This is a genomic window from Streptomyces sp. NPDC001406, from assembly GCF_042895285.1.
Taxonomy (GTDB): Bacteria; Actinomycetota; Actinomycetes; order Streptomycetales; family Streptomycetaceae; genus Streptomyces.
The window spans coordinates 536,990-563,659 of sequence record NZ_JBIAWG010000001.1; the positions used below are offsets into that span (position 1 = coordinate 536,990).

Here is a 26,670-nt window from a genome sequence, read left to right on the forward strand (position 1 = left end):
GCCGCAGGGCCTGGGAGGCCCCCGCGGGCCGGCGGCGGGGTCCATTGTCAGTGGCGCGTGGGATGCTTGTCCCGATGGCCAGGAAGACTGCGAATGACGACCCTCTCGCCCCGGTGACGCTCGCCGTGGGCCAGGAGGACCTCCTGCTCGACCGTGCCGTGCAGGAGGTGGTGGCCGCCGCCAGGGCCGCCGACGCCGACACGGATGTACGTGACCTGACCCCGGACCAGCTGCAGCCCGGCACGCTCGCCGAGCTGACCAGCCCGTCGCTCTTCGCGGAGCGCAAGGTCGTGGTCGTACGCAATGCGCAGGACCTGTCGGCCGACACGGTCAAGGACGTGAAGGCGTATCTCGGGGCGCCCGCGGAGGAGATCACCCTCGTGCTGCTGCACGCGGGCGGGGCCAAGGGCAAGGGGCTGCTCGACGCGGCGCGCAAGGCGGGCGCGCGGGAGGTGGCCTGCCCGAAGATGACCAAGCCGGCGGACCGTCTCGCCTTCGTGCGGAGCGAGTTCCGCGGGCTCGGCCGGTCGGCCACGCCCGAGGCGTGCCAGGCGCTCGTCGACGCGATCGGGAGCGATCTGCGGGAGTTGGCGTCCGCGGTGACTCAGCTCGTCGCGGACGTCGAGGGGACGATCGACGAGGCCGTCGTCGGGCGGTACTACACCGGGCGTGCCGAGGCCTCCAGCTTCACGGTCGCCGACCGGGCGGTCGAGGGGCGTACGGCGGAGGCGCTGGAGGCGCTGCGGTGGTCGCTGGCCACCGGGGTCGCGCCGGTGCTGATCACCAGCGCGCTGGCCCAGGGCGTGCGGGCGATCGGGAAGCTGTCCTCCGCGCGAGGTGGCCGGCCCGCCGATCTCGCGCGAGAGCTGGGGATGCCGCCGTGGAAGATCGACCGGGTGCGGCAGCAGATGCGCGGGTGGACACCGGACGGTGTCGCGCTCGCGCTGCGAGCGGTGGCCGAGGCCGACGCGGGCGTGAAGGGCGGCGGGGACGACCCCGAGTACGCGCTGGAGAAGGCGGTCGTGACGATCGCGAGGGCGGCCCGCTCCCGGGGACGCTGACGGCGGGCGCACGCACTGCCTCGGCACGCGCCACCTCGGCACGTGGTGCCTCTCCGGCCCATTCGCCGTGCCCGCTCACGGAGGCGCAGCCCGGGGGACGCCCCGGAGATGCCGCCGGCGGGGCGCACGGCCCCTCTGCCCCACTCCCGAGCCACCCGTCGACGTCGCGCGAGCGATCCCGTCCCACCCCGCGAATGCTGAAGGAAAGACACCCCGGGGCGCCCGGGGAACGCCCCGGAGAGCCCGCCCGGCGGAGGCACCCCGGACATGCCGAAGGCCCCGCCGTCCGCCCCGGGGAAGGGCGAGGTGGCAGGGCCTCGGATCAAGCTGGTGAGCTCATACCCGCGTGGCGAACGCAGGCCGCGTATGAGCTCGGGCTGCCGGTCGGGAGCGGATGAGAGAGGGCCCGCTCTGGGTCCGTCCGGCGGTCAAGTCGGAGTTGACTCAGCCCTTGAGGGAAGCGACCTTGGAAGCCAGAGCCGACTTCTTGTTGGCGGCCTGGTTCTTGTGGATGACGCCCTTCGAGACGGCCTTGTCGAGCTGACGCGCGGCAGCGCGCTGGTACTCGGTGGCCTTCTCGACGTCACCCGCGGCAGTGGCCTCGCGGGCCTTGCGGATCGCGGTCTTCAGGGAGGACTTGACAGCCTTGTTGCGCAGCCGAGCCTTCTCGTTGGTCTTGATCCGCTTGATCTGGGACTTGATGTTCGCCACGAATGAGCCTTTTCAGGTTCTGGTACGGGGCCGCACGGGTCCCGCACCGATGATTTCTTGAAGATGCGCCTCGCGCTGAGAGGGCATGAGGCACAGCCACCCAGGCTACCAGCGGCCCCCCGAGCGGCCCAAACCGGTCTCCGGTCCGCGCCCGTGGGACCATGGAGACTACGTATCGATCCGACCCGAGGCATAAGGCGCCTCAAGAGACAGGACCCTGCGTGCCCGCGACCCCTAAGAATGTGCCCGAGCCGAGCCGTACCGACCCGGCTCTGATCCGCAATTTCTGCATCATCGCGCACATCGACCACGGCAAGTCCACGCTAGCCGACCGGATGCTCCAGCTGACCGGTGTGGTCGAGCAGCGGCAGATGCGTGCTCAGTACCTCGACCGGATGGACATCGAGCGCGAGCGCGGCATCACGATCAAGTCCCAGGCCGTGCGTCTGCCCTGGGCCCCGACCGAGGGCCCCGACCAGGGCACGACCCACATCCTCAACATGATCGACACCCCGGGGCACGTCGACTTCACGTATGAGGTCTCGCGGTCGCTCGCGGCCTGTGAGGGGACCGTCCTCCTCGTTGACGCCGCCCAGGGGATCGAGGCCCAGACCCTCGCCAACCTCTACCTGGCGATGGAGAACGACCTCACGATCATCCCCGTACTGAACAAGATCGATCTGCCGGCCGCACAGCCCGAGAAGTTCGCCGAGGAGCTGGCCAACCTGGTCGGCTGCGACCCCGACGACGTGCTGCGGGTCTCCGCCAAGACCGGTCTCGGTGTCGACGCGCTGCTCGACAGGGTGGTCCGGGACATCCCGGCGCCGGTCGGGGTCAAGGACGCGCCCGCCCGAGCGATGATCTTCGACTCCGTGTACGACTCGTACCGGGGCGTGGTCACGTACGTCCGTGTCATCGACGGTCAGCTCAACAAGCGCGAGCGGATCAAGATGATGTCCACGGGCGCCACGCACGAGCTGCTGGAGATCGGCACCAACTCGCCCGAGATGCTGTCGGCCGACGGCCTCGGCGTCGGCGAGGTGGGCTATCTGATCACGGGTGTGAAGGACGTCCGCCAGTCCAAGGTCGGTGACACCGTCACCAGCCAGGTCAAGGGTGCCACCGAGGCCCTGGGCGGGTACAAGGACCCCAAGCCCATGGTCTTCTCCGGCCTGTATCCGCTGGACGGCTCCGACTACCCCGAGCTGCGCGAGGCCCTGGACAAGCTGCAGCTCAACGACGCCGCGCTGGTGTACGAGCCGGAGACCTCGGCGGCCCTCGGCTTCGGCTTCCGCGTCGGTTTCCTCGGTCTGCTGCACCTCGATGTGATCCGCGAGCGACTGGAGCGCGAGTTCGGGCTCGATCTGATCGCCACCGCGCCCAACGTGGTCTACCGCGTGGTGATGGAGGACGGCAGCGAACACATCGTCACCAACCCGAGCGAATTCCCCGAAGGCAAGATCGGCGAGGTGTACGAGCCGGTCGTGCGGGCCACGATCCTGGCGCCGACCGAGTTCATCGGCTCGATCATGGAGCTGTGCCAGACCAGGCGCGGCACCCTCCTCGGCATGGACTACCTCTCCGAGGACCGGGTCGAGATCCGCTACACCCTCCCGCTCGCCGAGATCGTCTTCGACTTCTTCGACCAGCTGAAGTCGAAGACGCGGGGTTACGCGTCGCTGGACTACGAGCCCACCGGCGAGCAGACCTCCAGCCTGGTCAAGGTCGACATCCTGCTGCACGGCGACAAGGTGGACGCCTTCTCGGCGATCACCCACAAGGACGCCGCGTATGCGTACGGGGTGCGGCTCGTCGCCAAGCTGCGCGAACTCATCCCGCGGCAGGCCTTCGAGGTGCCCATCCAGGCCGCCATCGGCTCCCGGGTCATCGCCCGCGAGACCATCCGCGCCATCCGCAAGGACGTCCTCGCCAAGTGCTACGGCGGTGACATCTCCCGTAAGCGGAAGCTGCTGGAGAAGCAGAAGGAAGGCAAGAAGCGGATGAAGATGGTGGGTTCCGTGGAGGTTCCGCAGGAGGCCTTCATCGCCGTGCTCTCCAGCGATGACAGCGCGGGGTCGGCCAAGGGCAAGAAGTAATCGCGGTTACCCGCAGTAAGCGCCGGTCGCCCCGGCAAATGGGGCGCAAGGGGGGCCCGTCGCACCAAAGTGCGGCGGGCCCCTTCGCATGCGCGCGGTCACTCTCTGGAGGAAGTGACAGGCCGCCGCCCCTTACGAACCGGCCGGTCGGGCCTTACTCTGATCTCTGCTCGATAGTTACTCGCGAGTTAAACAACGGCGCGAAACCACACCCGTGAGTTAACCCAGCCGCACTGAGCCAGCCGCACTGTCGCGGGCCCCGGAGGATGTCGTGAGCGACACACAGACCCTGATCGAGAACCGTCCGCCGTCCGTGGCGACGCTGTTCCTGGACCGCGTGGCGGCCACACCGGACGCAGAGGCCTACCGCTACCCGGTGCCGGCCTCGTCCGGCCAGGGCCCGGACGACTGGAAGTCGCTGAGCTGGGGACAGGCCGCCGAGCGGGTCTACGCGATCGCGGCCGGTCTCATCGAGCTGGGCGTGCAGTCCGAGCAGCGCGTCGCGCTCGCCTCCTCGACCCGCGTCGAGTGGATCCTCGCCGACCTCGGCATCCTGTGCGCCGGTGCGGCCACCACGACCGTCTACCCGCAGACCAACGCCGACGAGTCCGCGTTCATCCTCTCCGACTCCGCGAGCCGGGTACTGATCGCGGAGGACGCGGCCCAGCTCGCCAAGGCCGTGGAGAAGCGTCGTGAGCTGCCCGAGCTGACCCATGTGGTCGTCATCGACCCGGCCGGCGTCGAGACCGGCGACTGGGTGCTCACCCTCGCCGAGCTGGAGCAGCGCGGTGCCGCCTATCTGGAGAAGCACCCCGAGCTGATCAAGGAGCGGGTGGCGGCGATCACGAAGGACCAGCTCGCCACCCTCATCTACACCTCCGGCACCACGGGCCGCCCCAAGGGCGTGCGGCTCCCGCAGGACAACTGGTCGTACATGGCGAAGGCGATCGCCGCGACCGGGCTGGTCGGCAGCGAGGACGTGCAGTACCTGTGGCTGCCGCTGGCGCACGTCTTCGGCAAGGTGCTCACCTCCGGCCAGATCGAGGTCGGGCACGTCACCGCGGTCGACGGCCGGGTCGACAAGATCATCGAGAATCTGCCGGTGGTCCAGCCGACGTACATGGCGGCCGTGCCGCGCATCTTCGAAAAGGTCTACAACGGCGTCGCGGCCAAGGCCCGTGCGGGCGGCGCCGCCAAGTACAAGATCTTCCAGTGGGCGGCCGGGGTCGCCCGCGAGTACGCCAAGGTCAGCCAGGACAACTTCCGGCACACCGGTGCGCACTCCGTGCCCTTCGGGCTCGGCGCCAAGCACAAGGTCGCGGACGCCCTCGTCTACTCCAAGCTGCGCGAGGCCTTCGGCGGCCAGCTGCGGGCCTGTGTCTCCGGCTCCGCCGCGCTCGCCCCCGAGATCGGCTACTTCTTCGCCGGCGCCGGTGTGCACATCCTGGAGGGCTATGGCCTCACCGAGTCCTCCGCGGCCTCCTTCGTCAACCCCGGCGAGGCCTACCGCACCGGCACGGTCGGCAAGCCGCTGCCCGGCTGCGAGGTGCGCATCGCGGACGACGGCGAGATCCTGCTGCGCGGCCCCGGCATCATGCAGGGCTACCACGGGCTGCCGGAGAAGACCGCCGAGGTCCTGGAGTCGGACGGCTGGTTCCACACCGGCGACATCGGCGAGCTGTCCCCCGACGGCTATCTGCGCATCACCGACCGCAAGAAGGACCTGATCAAGACGTCCGGCGGCAAGTACATCGCGCCGGCCGAGGTCGAGGGCCAGTTCAAGGCCGTGTGCCCGTACGTCTCCAACATCCTGGTGCACGGCGCCGACCGGAACTTCTGCACCGCGCTCATCGCCCTCGACGAGATCGCCATCCTCGACTGGGCCAAGGAGAACGGCCTGGCGGGCAAGTCGTACGCCGAGGTCGTCGCCGCCCCCGCCACGGTCGAGCTGGTCGAGAGCTACGTCAAGCAGCTCAACGAGGGCCTCCAGCGCTGGCAGACCATCAAGAAGTTCCGCCTCCTCCCGCGCGACCTGGACGTGGAACACGGCGAAATCACCCCGAGCCTCAAGCTCAAGCGCCCGGTGGTGGAGCGCGAGTACAAGCACCTGATCGACGAGATGTACGCGGGAACGCGCGAGGGCTGACCGGTTCCTCGGCGGGGGGCGGAGTCCTGACGGACCCCGCCCCCCGCTCTTTGGCGGCCCCGCCCCCGCTGTCTAGCGGGCCCGCCCCGGCCCCCGTTGCCGGATCGACTCCACCAGCTCCTGCACCCGCTGCACCTGCGTCCGGGCCTCGCGGAGGTTCACCGGGTCTGCTGCCAGCAGTTTTTCCAGGGTGTTCAGGTGGGTGGTCACCTGGGCGCAGTGGGACTGTTCCTGGGCGAGCAGGTGTTCCAGTTGGCGGTTCTTGCGGTGGAGGTCCAGGAACACGGAGACCTTGGCGCGCAGTACCCAGGGGTCGAACGGCTTCGTCAGGTAGTCGGCGGCGCCCGTGGCGTAGCCGCGGAAGGCGTAGCCCGCGTCGTCGTCCGCGCCGGTCAGGAAGATGATCGGGATGTCCTTGGTCTGGTCGAGCCGCTTGATGTTCGCGGCCGTCTCGAAGCCGTCCATGCCCGGCATCCGGATGTCCATGAGGACCAGGGCGAACTGCCGGCGCAGCAGTGCCTTCATCGCCTCCTCGCCCGACCGCGCCCGCACGAGCGGCTGGTTGAGGGAGCCCAGGACGGCCTCCAGCGCGATCAGGTTGTCCTCCATGTCGTCCACGAGGAGGATCCCGGCCCGCTCGCCGGTCGTTGCCTCAGCGCTCATGGTGACGTTGCCTCACTCGGTCCGTTCCTCGGCGGCCGGCTCGTCGTCGTGTTCACCGGCGCCCCCCTCCGGCTCCTCGCCCTGTGTGCTCTCGGGGTCCAGGAGCGCGCACACGACGGTCAGCAGCCGGTCGACGTCCACCGGCTTGGGTACGTAGTCGTTGGCGCCCCGCGCGATCGACTTCTCCCGGTCTCCGGGCATCGCCTTGGCCGTCAGCGCGACGATCGGCAGCCCGGCCCAGCGCGGGGTGCGGCGGATGGAGGAGATGGTCTCGTAGCCGTCCATCTCCGGCATCATGATGTCCATCAGGACCAGCTCGACGTCCGGGTTGCGCTCCAGGGTCTCGATGCCCTCCCGGCCGTTCTCCGCGTAGAGCACCGGCATGCCGACGCGGCCCAGGACATGGGTGAGCGCGAACACGTTGCGGATGTCGTCGTCCACGATCAGCACGCGCCGGCCGGGCAGCACCTGTCCCGCCCGGCCCGTCTTCCACGCCTCCAGCTTGGTGGGCGCGGGCCAGGAGTCCTCCGTGTCGTGGGCCGCGGGGAAGGGCTCGGCGGCCGGCTGCGCGGGGAGCGGCAGGGTCGTACGGTCCTCGGGCACCGGCCCCGTCGCGCTGTGACCGGGGCTCACGACCGGGACGTAGAGCGTGAAGGTGGAGCCCTTGCCCGGCTCGCTCTCCGCGACGATACGGCCGCCCAGCAGGCCCGCGATCTCCCTGCTGATGGACAGGCCCAGGCCGGTGCCGCCGTACTTGCGGTTGGTCGTGCCGTCGGCCTGCTGGAACGCCTCGAAGATCACCGGGAGTTTCTCGGCGGCGATCCCGATGCCCGTGTCGGAGACCGCGAAGGCGACCACCTCGTCGCTGTCGCGGACGTAGTGGTGCTCGGGGTCCTTCAGCCGGCTCACCCGCAGCTCCACCCGGCCCGTCGCGGTGAACTTGGTTGCGTTGGACAGCAGATTGCGCAGGATCTGCTGGAGGCGCTGCTCGTCGGAGTACATCAACCGCGGCACGTCCTCGCCGACCGCCACCTCGAAGGCGAGCCCCCGGTCCAGGGTCAGTGGACGGAAGGTCGCGTGGACATAGTCCAGCAGCTTGATGAGCGGCAGCCGTTTCGGGCGTACGTCCATCCGGCCGGCCTCGATCTTCGACAGGTCCAGGATGTCGTTGATCAGCTGGAGCAGGTCCGAGCCCGAGCGGTGGATCGTCGTCGCGAACTGCACCTCCTGCTCGGAGAGATGGCCGTCCGGGTTGTCGGAGAGCAGCCGCGCCAGGATCAGCAGCGAGTTGAGCGGCGTACGCAGCTCGTGCGACATGTTCGCCAGGAACTCCGACTTGTACTGGGACGACGTGGCCAGCAGGGCCGCCTTCTCCTCCAGTTCCGCGTTGGAGTGCTGCAACTCCGCCTGCTGTTTCTGGAGTTCGTCCGAGCGTTCCTGGAGCTGCATCGCCAGCCGCTGGGACTCGCCGAGCAGGGACTCGGTGCGGGAGTTGGCGATGATCGTGTTGATGGCGACGCCGATGGTGTTCACGAACTGGTCGAAGAACGCCAGGTGCACATCGGAGAAGCGGGAGAAGGAGGCCAGCTCGATCACGCCGAGCAGCTTGTCCTCGAACAGGATCGGGATGATGACGATCGTCGTGGGCGCCGCCTCCCCGAGCCCGCTGTTGATCTTGATGTAGTCGGGCGGGGCCTCCTCCACCAGGATCCGCTTCTTCTCCCGGGCCGCCTGGCGGACCAGACCGTGCACCGGGAAGCCGCCCGTCTCGACCGTGGCGCCCTGCGCCGAGCCGTAGCCGGCGATGAAGGCCAGCCCCTTCGCCGGGACGGCCGTCGGGAGTGAGGAACCGTCCTCGTCGGGGTCGGCCAGGAAGAACGCGCCGTACTGGGCGTTCACCAGCGGCGTCAGCTCGCGCAGGATCAGATCGGCGACCTCCATCAGGTCGCGGTGGCCCTGCATCAGGGCCGCGAGTCGGGCCAGGTTGGACTCCAGCCAGTCCTTCGCGCGGGTCGTCTCGCGCAGGTTGGCCACCATCAGATTGATGTTGTCCTTCAGCTCGGCGACCTCGCCGCGCGCCTCCACGGTGATCGAGCGGGACATGTCGCCCTGCGCCACGGCGGAGGCGACCTCGGCGATCGCACGGACCTGGGTGGTCAGGTTCAGGGCGAGTTCGTTCACGTTCGTCGTCAGGCGCTTCCAGGTGCCGTACACGCCCTCGACCCGGGCCTGCCCGCCGAGCTGCCCCTCGCTGCCCACCTCGCGGGCCACGCGCGTCACCTCGGAGGAGAAGGAGGACAGCGTGTCCACCATCGTGTTGATGGTGGTCTTCAGCTCCAGGATCTCGCCGCGCGCGTCCACGTCGATCTTCTTCGACAGGTCGCCCGATGCCACCGCCGTCGCCACCTGGGCGATGTTCCGCACCTGTGAAGTGAGGTTGTCCGCCATGTAGTTGACGTTGTCCGTCAGATCCCGCCAGACGCCGGAGACCCCCAGCACCTGGGCCCGCCCGCCGAGCCGGCCGTCGGTGCCGACCTCGCGGGCCACGCGCGTGACCTCGTCGGCGAAGGCGCGCAGCTGCTCCACCATCGTGTTGACGGTGTCCTTCAGCTCCAGGATCTCACCGCGCGCGTCTACCGTGATCTTCTTGGACAGGTTGCCGTTGGCCACGGCCGTCGTCACCTGGGCGATGTTGCGGACCTGCGAAGTCAGGTTCAGCGCCATGAAGTTGACGTTGTCGGTGAGGTCCTTCCAGACTCCGCTGGCGCCCCGCACCTGGGCCTGACCGCCGAGGTTGCCCTCGGTGCCGACCTCGCGGGCCACGCGGGTGACCTCGTCGGCGAAGGCGGACAGCTGGTCCACCATCGTGTTGATCGTGGACTTCAGCTCCAGGATCTCGCCCTTCGCCTCCACCGTGATCTTCTTGCCGAGGTCGCCCTGGGCCACGGCCGTCGAGACGAGGGCGATATTGCGGACCTGCGAAGTCAGGTTGTCCGCCATGAAGTTGACGTTGTCGGTGAGGTCCTTCCAGACCCCGGAGACGCCCCGCACCTGAGCGCGCCCGCCGAGGTTGCCCTCGGTGCCGACCTCGCGGGCCACGCGGGTGACCTCGTCGGCGAAGGCGGACAGCTGGTCCACCATCGTGTTGATGGTCGACTTCAGCTCCAGGATCTCGCCCTTCGCGTCGACCGTGATCTTCTGGCTCAGATCGCCGTTGGCCACGGCCGTCGTCACCTGGGCGATGTTGCGCACCTGCGAAGTCAGGTTCGACGCCATGAAGTTGACGTTGTCGGTGAGGTCCTTCCAGACCCCGGACACGCCCCGCACCTGAGCGCGCCCGCCCAGCTGCCCCTCGGTGCCGACCTCCCGGGCCACGCGCGTGACCTCGTCGGCGAAGGCGGACAGCTGGTCCACCATCGTGTTGACGGTGAGCTTCAGCTCCAGCAGCTCACCGGTCGCCTCCACCGTCACCGTACGGGTCAGATCGCCGCGGGCCACCGCCGTGGTCACCACGGCGATGTCGCGGACCTGGGCGGTCAGCCGGGACGCCATCGTGTTGACCGCCTCGGTCACGGCTCGCCAACTGCCCGACAGACCCTGCACCTTGGCCCGCCCGCCGAGCCGGCCCTCGGTGCCGACCTCGCGGGCCACCCGGGTCACCTCGCCGGTGAACAGGGAGAGCTGGTCGACCATCTTGTTCACGGCGGTGCCGAGCCGCCGCAGGTCACCGCGCAACTGCCGGGTTCCGTCGTGCAGGTCGACCCGCTGGGTCAGATCGCCCCCGGCCACCGCGTCCAGGACCCGCGTGGCATTGGCCACCGGGGCCACCAGGGCGTCCAGTATCTGGTTCACGTCAGTGACCCGGGACGTCCACGAGCCCTGGCCCGGGCTGGCCGAGAGCCGCTCGTCGAGCCGGCCGTGCCGCGCCAGCTCCCGCTTCACGCGCCGCAGTTCGGAGTTGAAGTGCAGGCTCCGGTCGACGATCTGGTTGAAGACCGCGGCGAGTTCGGCGTCGATGCCGTGCCCGGTCTCCGGCACCCTGGCGAAGTCGCCGTCCCGCAGTGCGGTCATCGCGGCGAGCAGAGGACGCAGTGCGGATGCTCCGAGTTGTTCCGTTTTCTGTCCTTCTTCGAGCACACGCGTAGCACTGTTCTCACTCATGGCGGCCCACTTCGGTAACTCGGCGCTTATGGGCGCAGTCAGTCTGTCACTCTGTCCGCATCGACCGAGGCGTATTCGTCCGAACTGCTCCAGGAGCCGTAGATGGGGGCCATACCGACGCAACGGGAGACCATTGCCCGTGGCCGTGGTGCGCCTGTGCATCCGAGCGCGGGGGAGCACACGAGCCCGGAGGACCGTACGGATGCCGGGGCGCGTACGGATGCCGAGGAGCGTACAGAGGTGCGCACCATCCTGCCCGGAAGCCCCCTCGCCCCGGGCACCGCCCGCGGACTGATGCGCTCGGCCCTCACCGAGTGGACCGAGCTGGGGCTCGTGCGCTCCGAGCGGCTCGCCGACGACGCCATGGTCGCGGTCAGCGAACTCGTCACCAACGCCGTCGTGCACGCGGGCACCGACGTCGAACTCACCTGCTGGCTGGACGACTCCGGGGCGCTCGTCATCGAGGTCTGCGACCACCACCCCTCACGCGCGCCCCGCGAGCACGGAGGCGACTCGCCGTACGAGACACCGGAGTACGGCCGCGGCCTGCGCCTCGTCGCCACCCTCGCCGAGTCCTGGGGCGTCAGCTATCGCACCGGCGCCAAGACGGTGTGGGCACGGCTGCCCGCCGAGGGGAGCGCGGCCGCCGACGAGATCGAGGCGTACGCCGAGGAGCGCGCCCTGGAACGCGGGCTGAAGGTCGCCGAGATCCTGGCGCCCGAGCCGCAGCGGGCCGAGCGGGACCGGGACTGGCTCGGCCGTGGCGCCCTGTCCTTCCTCGCCGAGGCCTCCGACCTGCTCGCCGGACAGCTCGACGAGACCCTGGTCGCCGCGCTCACCGGACAGCTGATCGTGCCGCGGCTCGCCGACTGGTGCGCGGTGTGGCTGGAGGACGAGTCGACCGGGCGTTGGGGGTCACCCAGCTGGAGCGGAGCCGGAAGCGGGGGAGGCTGGGCGGACGGCACCGGCGCGGCGGGACCACGGCTCGCCCGGGTCTGGCACAGCAGCGAGAACCGCATCGAGGAGCTGCGCCGGGCACTGGAGAAGGACCCGCCCCGCCCCCGCGACGGGCTGCGGTCCGGGCCCGAGCCGTACCCCTGGCCCGGTGACGCGCTCGGTCCGCGGGGCATCGACGGCACGGCGCTCGCCTACCGGCTGATCGCGGGCGGCCGCCCGCTGGGCACGCTGGTCATCGGGCGGTGCGGGCTGCCGCGCTTCCCGGACGAGATCACCGGGCTCGTCGAGGACCTCGGCCGCCGGGTGGCCCTCGCCATCGGCGCCGCCCGCCAGTACGCCCGCCAGGCCACCATCAGCGCCGTCCTGCAGCGCGGGCTGCTGCCGGGCGCGGTCGCCGAGATCCCCGGGCTGCGCAGCGCGCTGGTCTACGAGCCGTGCGACAAGGGCGGCCCGAGCGGCGACTTCTACGACCTGTTCCCGGCGAGCGACGGCCGCTGGTGCTTCGCCGTCGGCGATGTACAGGGCAAGGGCCCCGAGGCCGCGGTCGTGATCGGGCTGGCCCGCCCCTGGCTGCGGCTCCTCGCCCGCGAGGGCTACCGCGTCGCCGACGTCCTCGACCGCCTCAACCAGCTCCTCCTCGACGACGCCACGGAGGCCGCCGACGCCGCGGCCCGCGCGCTGGCGGCCGCCGGGGGCCGCCCCATGGCCCCCGGGGACGGCCCGCAGACCCGCTTTCTCTCCCTCCTCTACGGCGAACTCGTCCCCTTCGCCGGCGGTGTCCGCTGCACCCTCGCCTCCGCCGGACACCCGCTGCCGCTGCATCTCGGGCCGGACGGGGAGGTGCGTACGGCCGCGCAGCCGCAGACCCTCCTCGGGGTCGTCGAGGACGCCACGTACACCAGCGAGACCATCGAGCTGCGCTCCGGCGACACCCTGCTGTGCGTCACCGACGGGGTGACCGAGCGACGCTCCGGCACGCGCCAGTTCGACGACGGCGACGGGCTCGCGCAGGCTCTGTCCGGCTGCGTGGGGCTGAGCGCCGAGCTGATCGCGGAGCGGATCAGACGTCTGGTGCACGAGTTCGGCGGCGGGGCGCCGGAGGACGATCTGGCGCTGCTGGTGCTCCAGGCGGAGTGACCGTCGTCGTACGGGACAGCCGTCGGACGGGACACGGGACAGTCGTCGTACGGGACAATGGAGGACATGCCTTCCGCACTCCCCGACGGCGAGCCCGTCCCCGCCGACGGTGCGCTGCCCGCGTCCGCGCTCGCCGGGGCCGCCGACCGGCCCCTCGGCTTCTACCTGCACGTTCCGTACTGCGCGACGCGCTGCGGCTACTGCGACTTCAACACCTACACCGCGACCGAACTGCGTGGCACGGGCGGCGTCCTCGCCTCCCGCGACAACTACGCGGACACGCTGATCGACGAGATCCGCCTGGCCCGCAAGGTGCTGGGCGACGACCCGCGCGCGGTCCGCACGGTGTTCGTCGGGGGCGGTACGCCTACGCTGCTGGCCGCGGACGACCTCGTACGGATGCTGGGGGCGATCCGCGACGAGTTCGGTCTGGCGGCCGACGCGGAGGTCACGACGGAGGCGAACCCGGAGTCGGTCGACCCGGCCTATCTGGCCGTGCTCCGCGCGGGCGGCTTCAACCGCGTCTCCTTCGGCATGCAGAGCGCGAAGCAGCACGTGCTGCGCGTGCTCGACCGGACGCACACCCCCGGACGCCCCGAGGCCTGCGTGGCGGAGGCCAAAGCCGTGGGCTTCGAGCATGTGAACATGGACCTGATCTACGGCACACCCGGCGAGTCGGACGACGACTGGCGGGCGTCGCTGGACGCGGCGATCGGCGCCGGGCCGGACCACGTCAGCGCCTACGCCCTGATCGTCGAGGAGGGCACGCAGCTGGCCCGTCGCATCCGCCGGGGCGAGGTCCCGATGACGGACGACGACGTCCACGCGGACCGCTATCTGATCGCCGAGGAGGCCCTGTCGGCGGCGGGCTTCGACTGGTACGAGGTGTCCAACTGGGCCACCTCGGAATCGGGCCGCTGCCTGCACAACGAGCTGTACTGGCGGGGGGCCGACTGGTGGGGCGCGGGCCCGGGCGCCCACAGCCACGTCGGAGGCGTCCGCTGGTGGAACGTGAAGCACCCGGGGGCGTACGCGGCGGCCCTGGCGTCGGGCCGGACACCGGGCGCGGGCCGGGAGCTCCTGTCGGACGAGGACCGCCGGGTGGAGCGGATCCTGCTGGAGCTGCGGCTGCGGGAGGGCGTGCCGCTGGAGCTGCTGCGCGAGGAGGGCCTCGCGGCTTCGCGCCGGGCACTGATGGACGGGCTGCTGCAGGAGGGGCCGTACGGGGAGGGGCGGGCGGTGCTGACGTTGCGGGGGAGGCTGCTGGCGGATGCGGTGGTCAGGGACCTGGTGGACTGATCACTCGGCGGGGTGAATCACTGCGGAACGCCGGTTCGGTCCCTAACCTGGTTCGTAGGCTGCCGCCGTAATTAACGGTGGCGGAAACCGGAGGGCTGCGGAGATGACCGCTGTGGACGACCGACCGATGACCACCGGCATCGTGAAGATCTTCGAGAACCTTGAGGTTCCCGAGGGCTTCAAAGTCGAGCTCCTCCGGGGGGTAATTGTGATGATGGCGGGGCCAGATGTGGCCCACAACGACATTGTGGAGGCGGTCCAGGACCAGGTCCCCCGGCGAGACTGGCGTCGACTCCAGACACAGGACATCGCCATCCTCGAGGAAACCAGCCAGCCACAGCCCGACCTTGTGGTAATCGAGCGAGGGGTCGGGCCCGAGCATGGAAGGCTGATGCCGTCCGAGGTCATCACCTTGCTGGTGGAAGTGGTCTCCAAGACGAGCGTGGACCGAGACTATGGGGTCAAGCGTTCGATCTACGCGGCGGCAAAAATCCCCGCCTATTTCATCATCGACCCCGTCATGGCCCAATGCGTACTGCTCACCGAGCCCGTGGGACGTGGAGAGGACGCGGACTACCGACGCCAGCGAATTACCAAGTTCGGCGACCGTACGCCATTGGAGCCTCTCGGCCTCGAACTGGACACCAGCGAATTCGCCACGTACGAGAACGTCAGGCCCCACCGCTACCCGTGACGAAGTCGATCAGCTCCTCCACCCTCCCCAGCAACTCCGGCTCCAGGTCCTTGTAGGACCGCACCCGCGACAGAATCCCCTGCCAAGCCGCCCCCGTGTTCTCCGGCCAGCCCAGCGCCCGGCACACGCCCGTCTTCCAGTCCTGGCCGTGCGGGATGCGCGGCCAGGCCGCGATGCCCAGGGACGCCGGCTTCACCGCCTCCCAGATGTCGATGTACGGGTGGCCCACCACCAGCGCGTGCTCGCTCGTCACCGACTCCGCGATCCGCCACTCCTTCGTACCCGGCACCAGGTGGTCCACGAGAACGCCCAGCCGCGCGTCCGGGCCCGGGGCGAAGTCCGCCACGATCGACGGCAGGTCGTCCACGCCCTCCAGGTACTCCACGACCACGCCCTCGATGCGCAGGTCGTCGCCCCACACCTTCTCGACCAGCTCCGCGTCGTGCCGGCCCTCGACGTAGATGCGGCCGGCGCGGGCGACACGCGCGCGTGCGCCGGGGACGGCGACCGAGCCGGAAGCGGTACGGGTGGGACGTACCGGCGCCGTCGAACGCCGCACCAGCGTCACCACCCTGCCCTCCAGCAGGAAGCCGCGCGGCTCCAGCGGGAACACCCGGTGCTTGCCGAAGCGGTCCTCCAGCGTCACCGTGCCCGCCTCGCAGCGGATCACCGCGCCGCAGAAGCCGGTGCCGGGCTCCTCCACCACCAGACCGGGGTCCGCCGGGACCTCCGGGACCGGCTTGGGCTTCTTCCAGGGCGGGGTCAGGTCCGGCGAGTACTGGCGCATTCGGATGACGATAGGAGAACCGCCGTACCCCCGCTCACGACACGCCGAAACGCGCCGCCAGCTCGTCGCGCTGCCGTCGGACGAAGCCCGCGTCGACCACCGCTCCGTGGCCGGGGACGTACAGCGCGTCCTCGCCGCCGAGGGCGAGCAGCCGGTCGAGGGCCGCGGGCCACCGCGACGGTACGGCGTCGGGGCCGGCCTGGGGCTCGCCGGACTCCTCGACGAGGTCGCCGCAGAACACCACCTCGGGGTCGCCCGGAACCAGGACCGCCAGGTCATGGGCGGTGTGTCCCGGTCCGACGTTCGCCAGCAGCACCTGGCGGCCCCCGCTCAGGTCCAGCGTCCACTCGCCGGAGACCGGATGACGGGGCAGGACAAGGGCATCGGCCGCTTCCTCCGCCTCCCGGGCGGGCAGCCCGTTGCGGATCGCGTCCCGGCGCAGTTCCTCCCGCTCGTACGCGAACACCGCGTCCGTGCCGACCGCGGCGAACACCTCCGCGCCCGCGAACGCCGCCGCACCGAAGACATGGTCGAAGTGGGGGTGGGTGAGCGCAAGATGGGTCACACGGTGACCGGCGAGCTGCTGCGCCCGCGCGCGCAACCACGCGCCCTCCCCGAGGCTCGACCCGGCGTCCACCACCAGCGCCGTACCCTCACCGAGAACCAGCCCCGCCGTGCAGTCCCAGCCAGGCAGTCGGCACCTGCCCACCCCGGCGGCCACCCGCTCCCACCCCAGCTCTTCCCAAGTCACCGTCATACGGCGACGCTATCCGTGACGGCCACCACGGGCACGAAGGCGCATGACCGGCCTTGCCCGGGGCGTACCCCACCGCCGTACACTGGGCCGGGGAACTCTGGCACTCGGACGAGCAGAGTGCCAGGCAGAGCGTCAAGATCACGACATTTCTGGAGGTGTGCGCGAATGCTGAGCGAACGCAGGCTCCAAGTGCTGCGCGCCATCGTCCAGGACTATGTCGGCACGGAGGAGCCGGTCGGCTCCAAGGCGCTGACCGAGCGGCACAACCTCGGTGTGTCCCCGGCGACCGTCCGCAATGACATGGCGGCCCTGGAGGACGAGGGCTTCATCGCCCAGCCGCACACCAGCGCGGGGCGGATTCCGACGGACAAGGGCTATCGGCTGTTCGTCGACAAACTCGCCGGCGTCAAGCCGATGAGCGCCCCCGAACGGCGGGCGATCCAGAACTTCCTCGACGGCGCCGTCGACCTGGACGACGTCGTGGCACGCACGGTCCGGCTGCTCGCCCAGCTCACCCGGCAGGTCGCCGTCGTGCAGTACCCCTCCCTGACCCGGTCGACCGTGCGGCACGTGGAGCTGCTGTCGCTCGCGCCCGCGCGGGTGATGCTCGTGCTGATCACGGACACCGGCCGGGTCGAGCAGCGGATGGTCGACTGCCCGGCACCCTTCGGGGAATCGTCCCTGGCGGATCTGCGGGCGCGGCTGAACAGCCGGGTCGCGGGCCGTCGTTTCACGGACGTGCCCCAGCTGGTCGAGGACCTGCCGGACGCCTTCGAGGTCGAGGACCGAGGCACGGTCTCGACGGTGCTCTCCACCCTGCTGGAGACGCTCGTCGAGGAGAACGAGGAGCGACTGATGATCGGCGGCACCGCCAATCTGACCCGCTTCGGACATGACTTTCCCCTCACGATCCGGCCCGTCCTGGAGGCACTGGAGGAGCAGGTCGTGCTCCTCAAGCTCCTCGGCGAGGCCAAGGATCCGGGTGTGATCGTGCGCATCGGGCACGAGATCGCCCATGAGGGACTCAACTCCACGTCCGTCGTGTCGGTCGGTTACGGTTCGGGCGGCGAGGCAGTCGCCAAGCTCGGCGTGGTCGGACCGACCCGCATGGATTACCCGGGAACGATGGGAGCGGTACGCGCAGTGGCACGTTACGTCGGACAGATCCTGGCGGAGTCGTAAGTGGCCACGGACTACTACGCCGTTCTCGGCGTGCGTCGCGACGCGTCGCAGGAAGAGATCAAGAAGGCCTTCCGCCGGCTCGCGCGCGAGCTGCACCCGGACGTGAACCCGGATCCGAAGACCCAGGAGCGGTTCAAGGAGATCAACGCCGCTTACGAGGTGCTGTCGGACCCGCAGAAGAAGCAGGTCTACGACCTCGGCGGCGACCCGCTCTCGCAGGCCGGCGGGGCCGGTGCGGGCGGCTTCGGGGCCGGTGGCTTCGGCAACTTCTCCGACATCATGGACGCGTTCTTCGGTACGGCGTCGCAGCGCGGGCCGCGCTCGCGTACCCGCCGGGGCCAGGACGCGATGATCCGTATCGAGGTCGAGCTGGACGAAGCGGCCTTCGGTACGACGAAGGACATCCAGGTCGACACGGCCGTCGTCTGCAACACCTGCAACGGTGAGGGCGCCGCGCCGGGCACCACCGCCCAGACGTGTGACATGTGCCGCGGCCGCGGTGAGGTGTCGCAGGTGACCCGGTCCTTCCTGGGCCAGGTCATGACGTCCCGCCCGTGCCCCCAGTGCCAGGGCTTCGGCACCGTGGTGCCCACCCCGTGCCCGGAGTGCGCCGGCGACGGCCGCGTGCGGTCCCGCCGCACCCTCACGGTCAAGATCCCGGCCGGTGTGGACAACGGCACGCGCATCCAGCTCGCCGGTGAGGGCGAGGTCGGCCCCGGCGGCGGTCCCGCCGGTGACCTGTACGTCGAGATCCACGAGCTGCCGCACGCCATGTTCCAGCGGCGCGGCGACGACCTGCACTGCACGGTGACGCTCCCGATGACGGCGGCGGCGCTCGGCACCAAGGTCCCGCTGGAGACCCTGGACGGCCTCGAAGAGGTCGACATCCGCCCGGGCACCCAGTCCGGCCAGTCGATCCCGCTGCACGGCCGGGGCGTCACGCATCTGCGCGGCGGCGGCCGGGGCGACCTCGTGGTCCACGTCGAGGTCCAGACCCCGAACAAGCTGGACCCCGAGCAGGAGCGCCTGCTGCGCGAGCTGGCCAAGCTGCGCGGCGAGGAACGGCCCCAGGGCCAGTTCCAGCCGGGGCAGCAGGGGCTGTTCTCTCGGCTGAAGGATGCCTTCAACGGTCGCTGACGGGTCGGGCGACGGTCGCCGATCCGGCCGCATGCCAATGGCGTATGCCAAGGGAAGGCCGGATTCGGACTTGATCGGAGGACGTGACAACATGCCGTCATGTCCTCCGCACTGACCGATCTCTTCCCTCATCCGATCGTGCAGGCCCCCATGGCGGGCGGTATCTCCGTCCCGCAGCTCGCGGCAGCCGTGTCCGATGCGGGCGGTCTCGGATTCCTCGCCGCCGGATACAAGACCGCCGACGGCCTGTACCAGGAGATCAAGCAGCTGCGCGGACTCACCAACCGCCCCTTCGGCGTGAACCTCTTCATGCCGCAGCCGGAGTACGCCGACCCGTCGGCCGTGGAGGTCTACGCCCACCAGCTGGCCGGCGAGGCCGCCTGGTACGAGATCGAGCTCGGCGACCCGGACAGCGGCCGCGACGACGGCTACGACGTCAAGCTCGCCGTGCTCCTCGACAACCCGGTGCCGGTGGTCTCCTTCCACTTCGGCGTCCCCACCCGTGAGGTGCTGGAGTCCTTCCGCCGCGCGGGCACCCTCACCCTGGTCACCGCGACCACCGCCGAGGAGGCCCTCGCCGTGCAGCGGGCCGGCGCCGACGCGGTGATCGCGCAGGGCGTGGAGGCCGGCGGACACCAGGGCACCCACCGCGACATCCCGGAGAGCGACTGCGCGGGCATCGGACTGCTCTCCCTCGTCGCGCAGATCCGCGAGACCGTGGACCTCCCGATCGTCGCGGCCGGCGGCATCATGCGCGGCGGTCAGATCGCCGCCGCCCTCGCGGCGGGCGCGAGCGCGGCCCAGCTCGGCACCGCGTTCCTCGCGACCCCCGAGTCCGGTGCGAACGCCCTGCACAAGCGGGCGCTGACCAGCCCGCTCTTCGCCCATACGGAGCTGACCCGCGCGTTCTCCGGCCGACCGGCCCGCGGCCTGGTCAACCGCTTCATGCGCGAGCACGGGCCGTATGCCCCCGCCGCCTACCCGGAGGTCCACCATCTGACCTCGCCGCTGCGCAAGGCGGCCGCCAAGGCCGGTGACGCGCAGGGCATGGCGCTGTGGGCGGGCCAGGGGCACCGGATGGCCCGGGACCTGCCGGCCGGGCAGCTGGTGGAGGCACTGGCGGCCGAACTCGCCGCGGCCGAGACAGCGTTGTCGACCAGGGGTGAGGCGCGATGACGGCACCGGTCTTCGTCGTCGAGCACTTCCGCGCGGGCGGCGGCGGGCAGTACGTCCTCGACGGCCCCGAGGGACGGCACGCGGTCTCCGTGAAGCGGCTCCAGCCCGGCGAGGAGGTCGTCCTCACCGACGGCGCCGGACGCTACGCGGTGTGCGAGGTGGTCGGCACCGAGGGCAAGGACCGGCTGATCGTCCATATGAGCACCGTGGACGAGGAGCCGGCGGACTCGCCCCGGATCACCGTCGTCCAGGCCCTGCCCAAGGGCGACCGTGGTGAGGTCGCCGTCGAGACCATGACCGAGGTCGGCGTCGACGCGATCGTGCCGTGGCAGGCCGCCCGCTGCATCACCCAGTGGAGGGGCGAGCGCGGGCTCAAGGCGCTCGGCAAGTGGCGGGCCACCGCCCGTGAGGCCGGCAAGCAGTCCCGCCGGGTCCGCTTCCCCGAGGTCGCGGACGCGGCGACGACCAAGCAGGTTGCCGCACTTCTCGCCAAAGCCGACTTCGCCGCCGTGCTCCACTCCGACTTCGAGCACCGCAGTGCACCGCTCGCCACCGCCGAACTCCCCGCCGAGGGCGAGATCGTGCTGGTCGTGGGGCCCGAAGGGGGCGTCTCCCGGGAGGAGTTGGCGCTCTTCGAGGAGGCGGGCGCCAAAGCGTACGTCCTGGGGCGTACCGTGCTGCGTACATCGACCGCCGGGACCGCCGCGGCGGCCCTCCTGCTGGGCCGTACCGGCCGCTGGTCCTGACACCAGGGGGAGACACCGTGGAACTCGCACAGGTCCGGCTGCTCGTCACCGACTTCGCCGCCTGCTACCGCTTCTACGCCGAAGTCCTCGGCCTCAAGCCGCAGTCCGGCGCGACCGGGGGCCCGTACGAGAAGTTCAGCCCGCACTCCGGCTCCGCCGGGATCGCACTGCAGGACCGCTCGATGATGGCCTCGGTGCTGGGCGAACTGGGCGAGACGGCCACCGGTCACCGCTCCATGGTGGTCCTGCGCGTCGACGACCTCGACGCCTACTGCGCCGACATCACCTCCCGCGGAGCCGTCCTGATCCACGGCCCCGCCCCCATGACCGACCGCATGCGCGTCGCCCACCTCAAGGACCCGGAGGGCAACCTGGTGGAACTCCAGGAGTGGCTGCTGCTGCGCGGCTGACCGCCACGGCGGCGTACAGCTCCCAGCCGTCCAGCTCCGCGGGGCCCGGCAGCGCCCCACGCCGCCGGGCCTCGTCGACGAAGGCGCGTACGACACCGGGTTCGTGCAGATTGAGCGGGTCGCCGCCGGCTTCGGCCACGCATCCCGAGCGCCAATACGCCCCTCGCCCGCCCGGAAGACGATCCGCGTGGGCATCGCTGCGCATCCGCTCAGGTTGGGCGAGCCGAATGCCACTCGACGGTGGCGTGCGCGAACACTTGAGTGGCCGTTTGTGCTCTTCCGTAGCGCCGGTGTCGGTGGGAGGCTGCCCTCCATGGGGGCATTGAGGAGGATTTGGCGTCGGCCGCGCGGGACGCGGGTGGTGGCCGTGGCAGGGCTCGCGGTGGTGGCTGTGGGCGGAGCCGTGGCCTGCCAGCCGGGTGATCTGAGCACGGCGTCGGTGGCGTACACCACCGACAGGACCGCGACCGCGGAGCTGGAACGGCAGCACGTCGACGTGCGCTGGCTCACCTGCACGGGCAACTACGGCAACCAGGGCTACACGCCCGGGAAGACGCCCTCGCCCAGCGAGTCCACCGTCGTCTCCGTCGACTGCCAGGGGCAGACGAAAGACGGACGGAAGATCACCGTCACCGGCAAGGTCACCAAGGCCGTCGACGGCGCGTGCGTGCGCGGAGACCTCGTCGCCAAGGTCGGCGGCAAGGAGTGGTTCCATGTCAAGGGACTCGGCAACTGCAACGCCAGGCCCGGACCGACCTACACCCCGCCCGTCACCTACCGGCCCTCGGGCGGACAGCAGCCCGGTCCCACCGTCACCGTCACCCGGACCATCTGGTGCAAGGGCGACCCGACCTGCTGGCCCGTCGAGGGCAAGTGATCGGAAAGGGATTCACCGACTCCGCCCGCTGCATATGGTGATCGGGTGACTGAGTCCACATCGACGGGTTCGGCGGGTTCGACACGATCGACAGGATCGGCAGGATCGGCACCTTCGTCTGCGTATCTCCGATTTCCCCACCTGCACGGCGACTTGGTCGCCTTCACCGCCGAGGACGACGTCTGGCTCGCGCCCCTCGACGGCGGCCGGGCGTGGCGCGTCGGCGCCGACAACGTGCCGGTGTCCCATCCGCGTATCTCGCCCGACGGTACGACCGTCGCCTGGACCTCGACCCGGGACGGCGCCCCCGAGGCACATATCGCCCCGGTCACCGGCGGTCCCGCCAAGCGGCTCACGCACTGGGGCAGTTGGCGGACCCAGGTGCGCGGCTGGACCCCCGACGGACAGGTCCTCGCGCTCACCACCCACGGCCAGTCCAGCCTGCGCCGCTCCTGGGCGCACGCCGTCCCGCTCGACGGCGGACCGGCCACCGCCCTGCCGTACGGGCCCGTCGGCGACGTCGCCTTCGGGCCGCGCACCGTGCTGCTGTCCGCGCCGATGGGCCGCGAGGCCGCCTGGTGGAAGCGGTACCGGGGCGGTACGGCGGGCAAGTTGTGGATCGACGCGGAGGGCACGGGCGAGTTCGCACGGCTGCACGAGGAGCTCGACGGGAACCTGGAGTACCCCTTGTGGGTGGGGGACCGGATCGCGTTCCTGTCCGACCACGAGGGCACCGGTGCGCTGTACTCCTCCCTCGCCGACGGCTCCGGGCTGCGGCGGCACACCCCGCTCGACGGCTTCTACGCCCGGCACGCCGCCACCGACGGCAGCCGGGTCGTCTACTCCAGCGCCGGTGAACTGTGGCTGCTCGACGACCTGGAGAGCGCCGAGCCACGCAGGCTGGACGTACGGCTGGGCGGGCCGCGCGTCGACCTGCAGCCGTACCCGGTGGACGCGTCCCGCTGGTTCGGGGCCGCGTCCCCCGACCACGGCGCGCGCGGCAGCGCCGTCTCCGTGCGCGGCGCGATCCACTGGATCACCCACCGCTCCGGTCCCGCCCGCGCGCTGGCGGCCAAGCCCGGCGTACGGGCCCGGCTGCCGCGCGCCTTCCGCGCCGACGGCGAGGAATGGGTGGTGTGGGTGACCGACGCCGAGGGCGACGACGCCCTGGAGTTCGCCCCGGCGACCGGACTCGCGCCCGGCGCGATCCCCAGACGGCTCGCCGCGGGACAGCTCGGCCGGGTCCTGGAGCTGGCCATGGCGCCCGACGGCAGCCGGGCCGCCGTCGCCGCGCACGACGGGCGACTGCTGCTCGTCGAACGGGAGACCGGCGAGGTGCGCGAGGTCGACCGCAGCGCCGACGGCGAGGTGTCCGGGCTGGCCTTCTCGCCCGACTCGGCCTGGCTCGCCTGGTCGCACCCCGGCCCGCGCCCCCTGTCCCAGCTCAAGCTCGCCCACACCACCGACCTGTCGGTCACCGAGGCGACCCCGCTGCGCTTCCAGGACTACGCCCCCGCCTTCACCCTCGACGGCAAGCACCTCGCCTTCCTGTCCAACCGCTCCTTCGACCCGGTCTACGACGAGCACGTCTTCGACCTGGCCTTCGTCGTCGGCGACCGCCCCCACCTGATCACCCTCGCCGCGACCACACCGTCCCCGTTCGGCCCGCAGCGGCACGGCCGCCCCTTCGAGACGCCCGACAAGGACGAGACCCCCGACAGCGAGGGCACCCCGACCACCCGCGTCGACCTCGAAGGACTCGCCGAACGGGTCGTCCCCTTCCCGGTCGAGGCCGCCCGCTACTCCAATCTGCGCGCGGCCAAGGACGGCGTGCTGTGGCTGCGCCACCCGGTGCAGGGCGTCCTGGGCGCCTCCCGGGCCACCCCCGACGCCCCCGAGCCCAAGACCGAGCTGGAGCGCTACGACCTCGCCCAGCGGCGCATCGAGCATCTCGCCGCCGACGCCGACCACTTCGAGGTGAGCGGCGACGGCAAGCGCGTCCTGCTGTGGAGCGACGGCCGGCTCCGGGTCGTACCCAGCGACCGGCGCGCCGCCCACGACGACGACGGCGACACCAGCGTCACGGTCGACCTCGCCCGGGTACGGCAGAGCGTCGACCCGGCCGCGGAGTGGCGCCAGATGTACGACGAGGCCGGGCGCATCATGCGCGACCACTTCTGGCGGCCCGATCTGAGCGGGGTGGACTGGGACGGCGTCCTCGACCGCTACCGCCCGCTGCTCGGCCGTATCGCCACCCACGACGACCTCGTCGACCTGCTGTGGGAGGTGCAGGGCGAACTCGGCACCTCGCACGCGTACGTCCAGCCGCGCGGCGGATACGGCGACGGGGCCCGGCAGGGCCTGCTCGGCGCCGACATCTCCCGGCATCCGGACGGCAGTTGGCGCATCGACCGGATCCTGCCCTCGGAGACCTCCGACCCCGAGGCCCACTCCCCGCTCGCCGCACCCGGCGTCGCCGTGCGCGCCGGGGACGCGGTCGTCGCCGTCGCCGGCCACCCGGTCGACCCGGTGACCGGGCCGGGGCCGCTGCTGGTCGGTACGGCGGGACAGCCGGTCGAGCTCACCATCTCGCCGTCGGGCGGCGGCGATCTGCGGCACGCGGTCGTGGTCCCCATCGCCGACGAGGAGCCGCTGCGCTACCACGACTGGGTCACCGGCCGGCGCGCCTACGTCCACGAGCGCTCCGGGGGCCGGCTCGGCTATCTGCACGTGCCCGACATGCAGGCCCCCGGCTGGGCCCAGATCCACCGTGACCTGCGCGTCGAGGTGGCCCGCGAGGGACTCGTCGTCGACGTCCGGGAGAACCGGGGCGGCCACACCTCCCAGCTCGTGGTGGAGAAGCTGGCCCGGCGGATCGTCGGCTGGGTCCTGCCGCGCGGCCTGCGGCCCTACAGCTACCCCCAGGACGCGCCCCGGGGACCGGTCGTCGCCGTCGCCAACGAGTTCTCCGGCTCCGACGGCGACATCGTCAACGCGGCGATCCGCGCCCTCGGCATCGGCCCGGTGGTCGGCACCCGCACCTGGGGCGGCGTGATCGGCATCGACAGCCGCTACCACCTGGTCGACGGCACGCTGATCACCCAGCCCAAGTACGCGTTCTGGCTGGAGGGTTACGGCTGGGGAGTGGAGAACCACGGGGTGGACCCGGACGTGGAGGTGGTCCAGCGGCCGCAGGACTGGGCGGCGGGCAGGGACCCTCAGCTGGACGAGGCGATCCGCCTGGCGCTGGCGGGACTGGAGGAGCGCCCGGCCAGGACTCCGCCGGGCCTGCCCGGCTGAGGCCGCGCGCGAGGCCACGGACGACCCGTCGGCCCGCGACGATACGATGCCCCCCGGTACCGCGACCACCGAACCCCGGAGGGAACCGCATGGCAGGGGAGCCGCAGGACGACTGCCTGTTCTGCAAGATCGTCGAAGGGCACATCCCGGCGACGATCGTCCGTGAGACGGAGACGACCGTCGCCTTCCGGGACATCAACCCCCAGGCACCCACCCACGTCCTGGTGATCCCCAGGGTGCACTACAAGAACGCGGCCGAGCTCGCCGCGGCCGAACCGGCCATCGCCGCGGACATACTGCGCGAGGCCCAGGTGGTCGCCGACGAGGACAAACTGGAGAGCTACCGCGTCGTCTTCAACACGGGCAGCGGTGCGGGCCAGACCGTCTGGCACGCCCACGCGCACGTCCTCGGCGGCCGCGGCATGCACTGGCCCCCCGGATAAGTCACCGTGTCCGTACGTGAATTGGTGGTCCTCGGCACCGCCAGCCAGGTCCCGACCCGGCACCGCAACCACAACGGCTATCTGCTGCGCTGGGACGGTGAGGGCATCCTGTTCGACCCCGGCGAGGGCACGCAGCGCCAGATGCTGCGTGCCGGGGTCGCCGCGCACGACCTGAACCGGATCTGCGTCACCCACTTCCACGGGGACCACTCGCTGGGCCTGGCCGGTGTCATCCAGCGGATCAACCTCGACAAGGTGCCGCACCCGGTCACCGCCCACTACCCGCGCTCCGGGCAGCGCTTCTTCACCCGGCTGCGGTACGCGACCGCCTACCGGGAGACGGTCGAGCTCACCGAGGCGCCGGTGGACGCCGACGGGCAACTCGCGGTGACCCCGTCGTACACGCTTCAGGCCCGGAAGCTGTCCCATCCCGTCGAGTCCTACGGCTACCGGCTCATCGAGCCCGACGGCCGCCGCATCCTGCCCGAGAAGCTCGCCGAGCACGGGATCAAGGGGCCGGACGTCGGCCGGATCCAGCGCGAGGGCGTCCTCGGGAGTGTGCGCCTCGACGAGGTCAGCGAGGTGCGGCGCGGGCAGCGGTTCGCGTTCGTCATGGACACGAGGCTGTGCGACGGGGTGCATGCGCTCGCCGAGGGCTGCGACATGCTCGTCATCGAGTCCACCTTCCTCGACGAGGACCTGGAACTCGCCGTCGAGCACGGCCATCTGACGGCCGGCCAGGCGGCGGGCGTGGCCCGGGCCGCGGGTGTGCGGCACCTCGTGCTCACCCACTTCAGCCAGCGCTACTCCGAACCGGAGGAGTTCGAGCGGCAGGCGCGGGCGGCCGGGTTCGAGGGCGAGCTGACGGTGGCGCACGATCTTCTGCGAGTGCCGGTCCCGAAGCGCCGATAGATCCCGCTTACGATGCTT

20 protein-coding genes are annotated in these 26,670 nt (G+C 71.0%); 15 read left to right on the plus strand and 5 right to left on the minus strand.

Going from position 1 to position 26,670, the window contains the following annotated elements; all coding sequences use genetic code 11:
- Positions 1-74: 74 nt before the first annotated feature.
- Complete coding sequence (holA, locus tag ACFY1J_RS02370) at positions 75-1,061, plus strand: DNA polymerase III subunit delta (RefSeq protein WP_263208616.1); 987 nt, start codon at positions 75-77, stop codon at positions 1,059-1,061.
- Between the two features lie 444 nt (positions 1,062-1,505).
- Here the strand turns inward: holA and rpsT are convergent, their stop codons facing one another.
- Positions 1,506-1,772, minus strand: coding sequence for a 30S ribosomal protein S20 (gene rpsT / locus ACFY1J_RS02375; RefSeq protein WP_382919652.1), 267 nt, complete (start codon positions 1,770-1,772; stop codon positions 1,506-1,508).
- Between the two features lie 221 nt (positions 1,773-1,993).
- Between rpsT and lepA the strand changes: the two genes are divergently transcribed.
- Positions 1,994-3,868, plus strand: coding sequence for a translation elongation factor 4 (lepA, locus tag ACFY1J_RS02380; protein WP_390706534.1), 1,875 nt, complete (start codon positions 1,994-1,996; stop codon positions 3,866-3,868).
- Between the two features lie 271 nt (positions 3,869-4,139).
- Positions 4,140-6,014, plus strand: a complete 1,875-nt coding sequence (locus ACFY1J_RS02385) for an AMP-dependent synthetase/ligase (RefSeq protein ID WP_390706533.1) — start codon at positions 4,140-4,142, stop codon at positions 6,012-6,014.
- Between the two features lie 72 nt (positions 6,015-6,086).
- On the opposite strand, the gene ACFY1J_RS02390 is transcribed toward ACFY1J_RS02385, so the two are convergent.
- Complete coding sequence (locus ACFY1J_RS02390) at positions 6,087-6,677, minus strand: two-component system response regulator (RefSeq protein ID WP_390706532.1); 591 nt, start codon at positions 6,675-6,677, stop codon at positions 6,087-6,089.
- 12 nt (positions 6,678-6,689) lie between these two features.
- Entirely contained in the window at positions 6,690-10,838 is a 4,149-nt protein-coding gene (locus tag ACFY1J_RS02395) for a HAMP domain-containing protein (RefSeq protein ID WP_390730442.1), read from the minus strand.
- 102 nt (positions 10,839-10,940) lie between these two features.
- Between ACFY1J_RS02395 and ACFY1J_RS02400 the strand changes: the two genes are divergently transcribed.
- The 3 genes from ACFY1J_RS02400 (at position 10,941) to ACFY1J_RS02410 (ending at position 14,925) form a co-directional block, all read left to right on the plus strand.
- Positions 10,941-12,932 carry a SpoIIE family protein phosphatase gene (locus ACFY1J_RS02400; RefSeq protein ID WP_390730443.1) on the plus strand — a complete coding sequence of 664 codons (1,992 nt, stop codon included), beginning with the start codon at positions 10,941-10,943 and terminating at the stop codon, positions 12,930-12,932.
- Between the two features lie 66 nt (positions 12,933-12,998).
- A complete protein-coding gene (gene hemW, locus ACFY1J_RS02405; RefSeq protein ID WP_390706529.1) occupies positions 12,999-14,231 on the plus strand; it encodes a radical SAM family heme chaperone HemW in 1,233 nt (410 codons plus the stop codon).
- 103 nt (positions 14,232-14,334) lie between these two features.
- The gene (locus ACFY1J_RS02410; protein WP_390706528.1) at positions 14,335-14,925 is read left to right on the plus strand and encodes a Uma2 family endonuclease; all 591 of its coding nucleotides are present in this window, start codon (positions 14,335-14,337) and stop codon (positions 14,923-14,925) included.
- On the opposite strand, the gene ACFY1J_RS02415 is transcribed toward ACFY1J_RS02410, so the two are convergent.
- Complete coding sequence (locus tag ACFY1J_RS02415) at positions 14,903-15,712, minus strand: DUF3097 domain-containing protein (RefSeq protein WP_390706527.1); 810 nt, start codon at positions 15,710-15,712, stop codon at positions 14,903-14,905. The two genes, ACFY1J_RS02410 and ACFY1J_RS02415, sit on opposite strands and share 23 nt — an antisense overlap.
- 34 nt (positions 15,713-15,746) lie before the next feature.
- Positions 15,747-16,469 carry an MBL fold metallo-hydrolase gene (locus ACFY1J_RS02420; protein ID WP_390730444.1) on the minus strand — a complete coding sequence of 241 codons (723 nt, stop codon included), beginning with the start codon at positions 16,467-16,469 and terminating at the stop codon, positions 15,747-15,749.
- Positions 16,470-16,634: 165 nt separating this feature from the next.
- Between ACFY1J_RS02420 and hrcA the strand changes: the two genes are divergently transcribed.
- The 9 genes from hrcA to ACFY1J_RS02465 all read left to right on the plus strand — a co-directional run bounded on the left by hrcA (position 16,635) and on the right by ACFY1J_RS02465 (position 26,652).
- Positions 16,635-17,651, plus strand: coding sequence for a heat-inducible transcriptional repressor HrcA (gene hrcA, locus ACFY1J_RS02425; protein WP_390706525.1), 1,017 nt, complete (start codon positions 16,635-16,637; stop codon positions 17,649-17,651).
- Positions 17,652-18,788, plus strand: coding sequence for a molecular chaperone DnaJ (gene dnaJ, locus ACFY1J_RS02430; protein WP_390706524.1), 1,137 nt, complete (start codon positions 17,652-17,654; stop codon positions 18,786-18,788).
- A gap of 99 nt (positions 18,789-18,887) precedes the next feature.
- Entirely contained in the window at positions 18,888-19,964 is a 1,077-nt protein-coding gene (locus ACFY1J_RS02435) for a nitronate monooxygenase (protein WP_390730445.1), read from the plus strand.
- A complete protein-coding gene (locus ACFY1J_RS02440; protein WP_390706522.1) occupies positions 19,961-20,710 on the plus strand; it encodes a 16S rRNA (uracil(1498)-N(3))-methyltransferase in 750 nt (249 codons plus the stop codon). The genes ACFY1J_RS02435 and ACFY1J_RS02440 overlap by 4 nt, the downstream gene beginning before the upstream one ends.
- A gap of 17 nt (positions 20,711-20,727) precedes the next feature.
- On the plus strand, positions 20,728-21,120 hold the full coding sequence (locus ACFY1J_RS02445; protein WP_390730446.1) for a VOC family protein: 393 nt from the start codon (positions 20,728-20,730) through the stop codon (positions 21,118-21,120).
- Between the two features lie 313 nt (positions 21,121-21,433).
- The gene (locus tag ACFY1J_RS02450) at positions 21,434-21,997 is read left to right on the plus strand and encodes a hypothetical protein (RefSeq protein ID WP_390706520.1); all 564 of its coding nucleotides are present in this window, start codon (positions 21,434-21,436) and stop codon (positions 21,995-21,997) included.
- A gap of 153 nt (positions 21,998-22,150) precedes the next feature.
- The gene (locus tag ACFY1J_RS02455) at positions 22,151-25,297 is read left to right on the plus strand and encodes a S41 family peptidase (RefSeq protein WP_390706519.1); all 3,147 of its coding nucleotides are present in this window, start codon (positions 22,151-22,153) and stop codon (positions 25,295-25,297) included.
- A gap of 89 nt (positions 25,298-25,386) precedes the next feature.
- Entirely contained in the window at positions 25,387-25,740 is a 354-nt protein-coding gene (locus ACFY1J_RS02460; RefSeq protein WP_390706518.1) for a histidine triad nucleotide-binding protein, read from the plus strand.
- Between the two features lie 6 nt (positions 25,741-25,746).
- Positions 25,747-26,652, plus strand: coding sequence for a ribonuclease Z (locus tag ACFY1J_RS02465; protein WP_390730447.1), 906 nt, complete (start codon positions 25,747-25,749; stop codon positions 26,650-26,652).
- Positions 26,653-26,670: the final 18 nt, after the last annotated feature.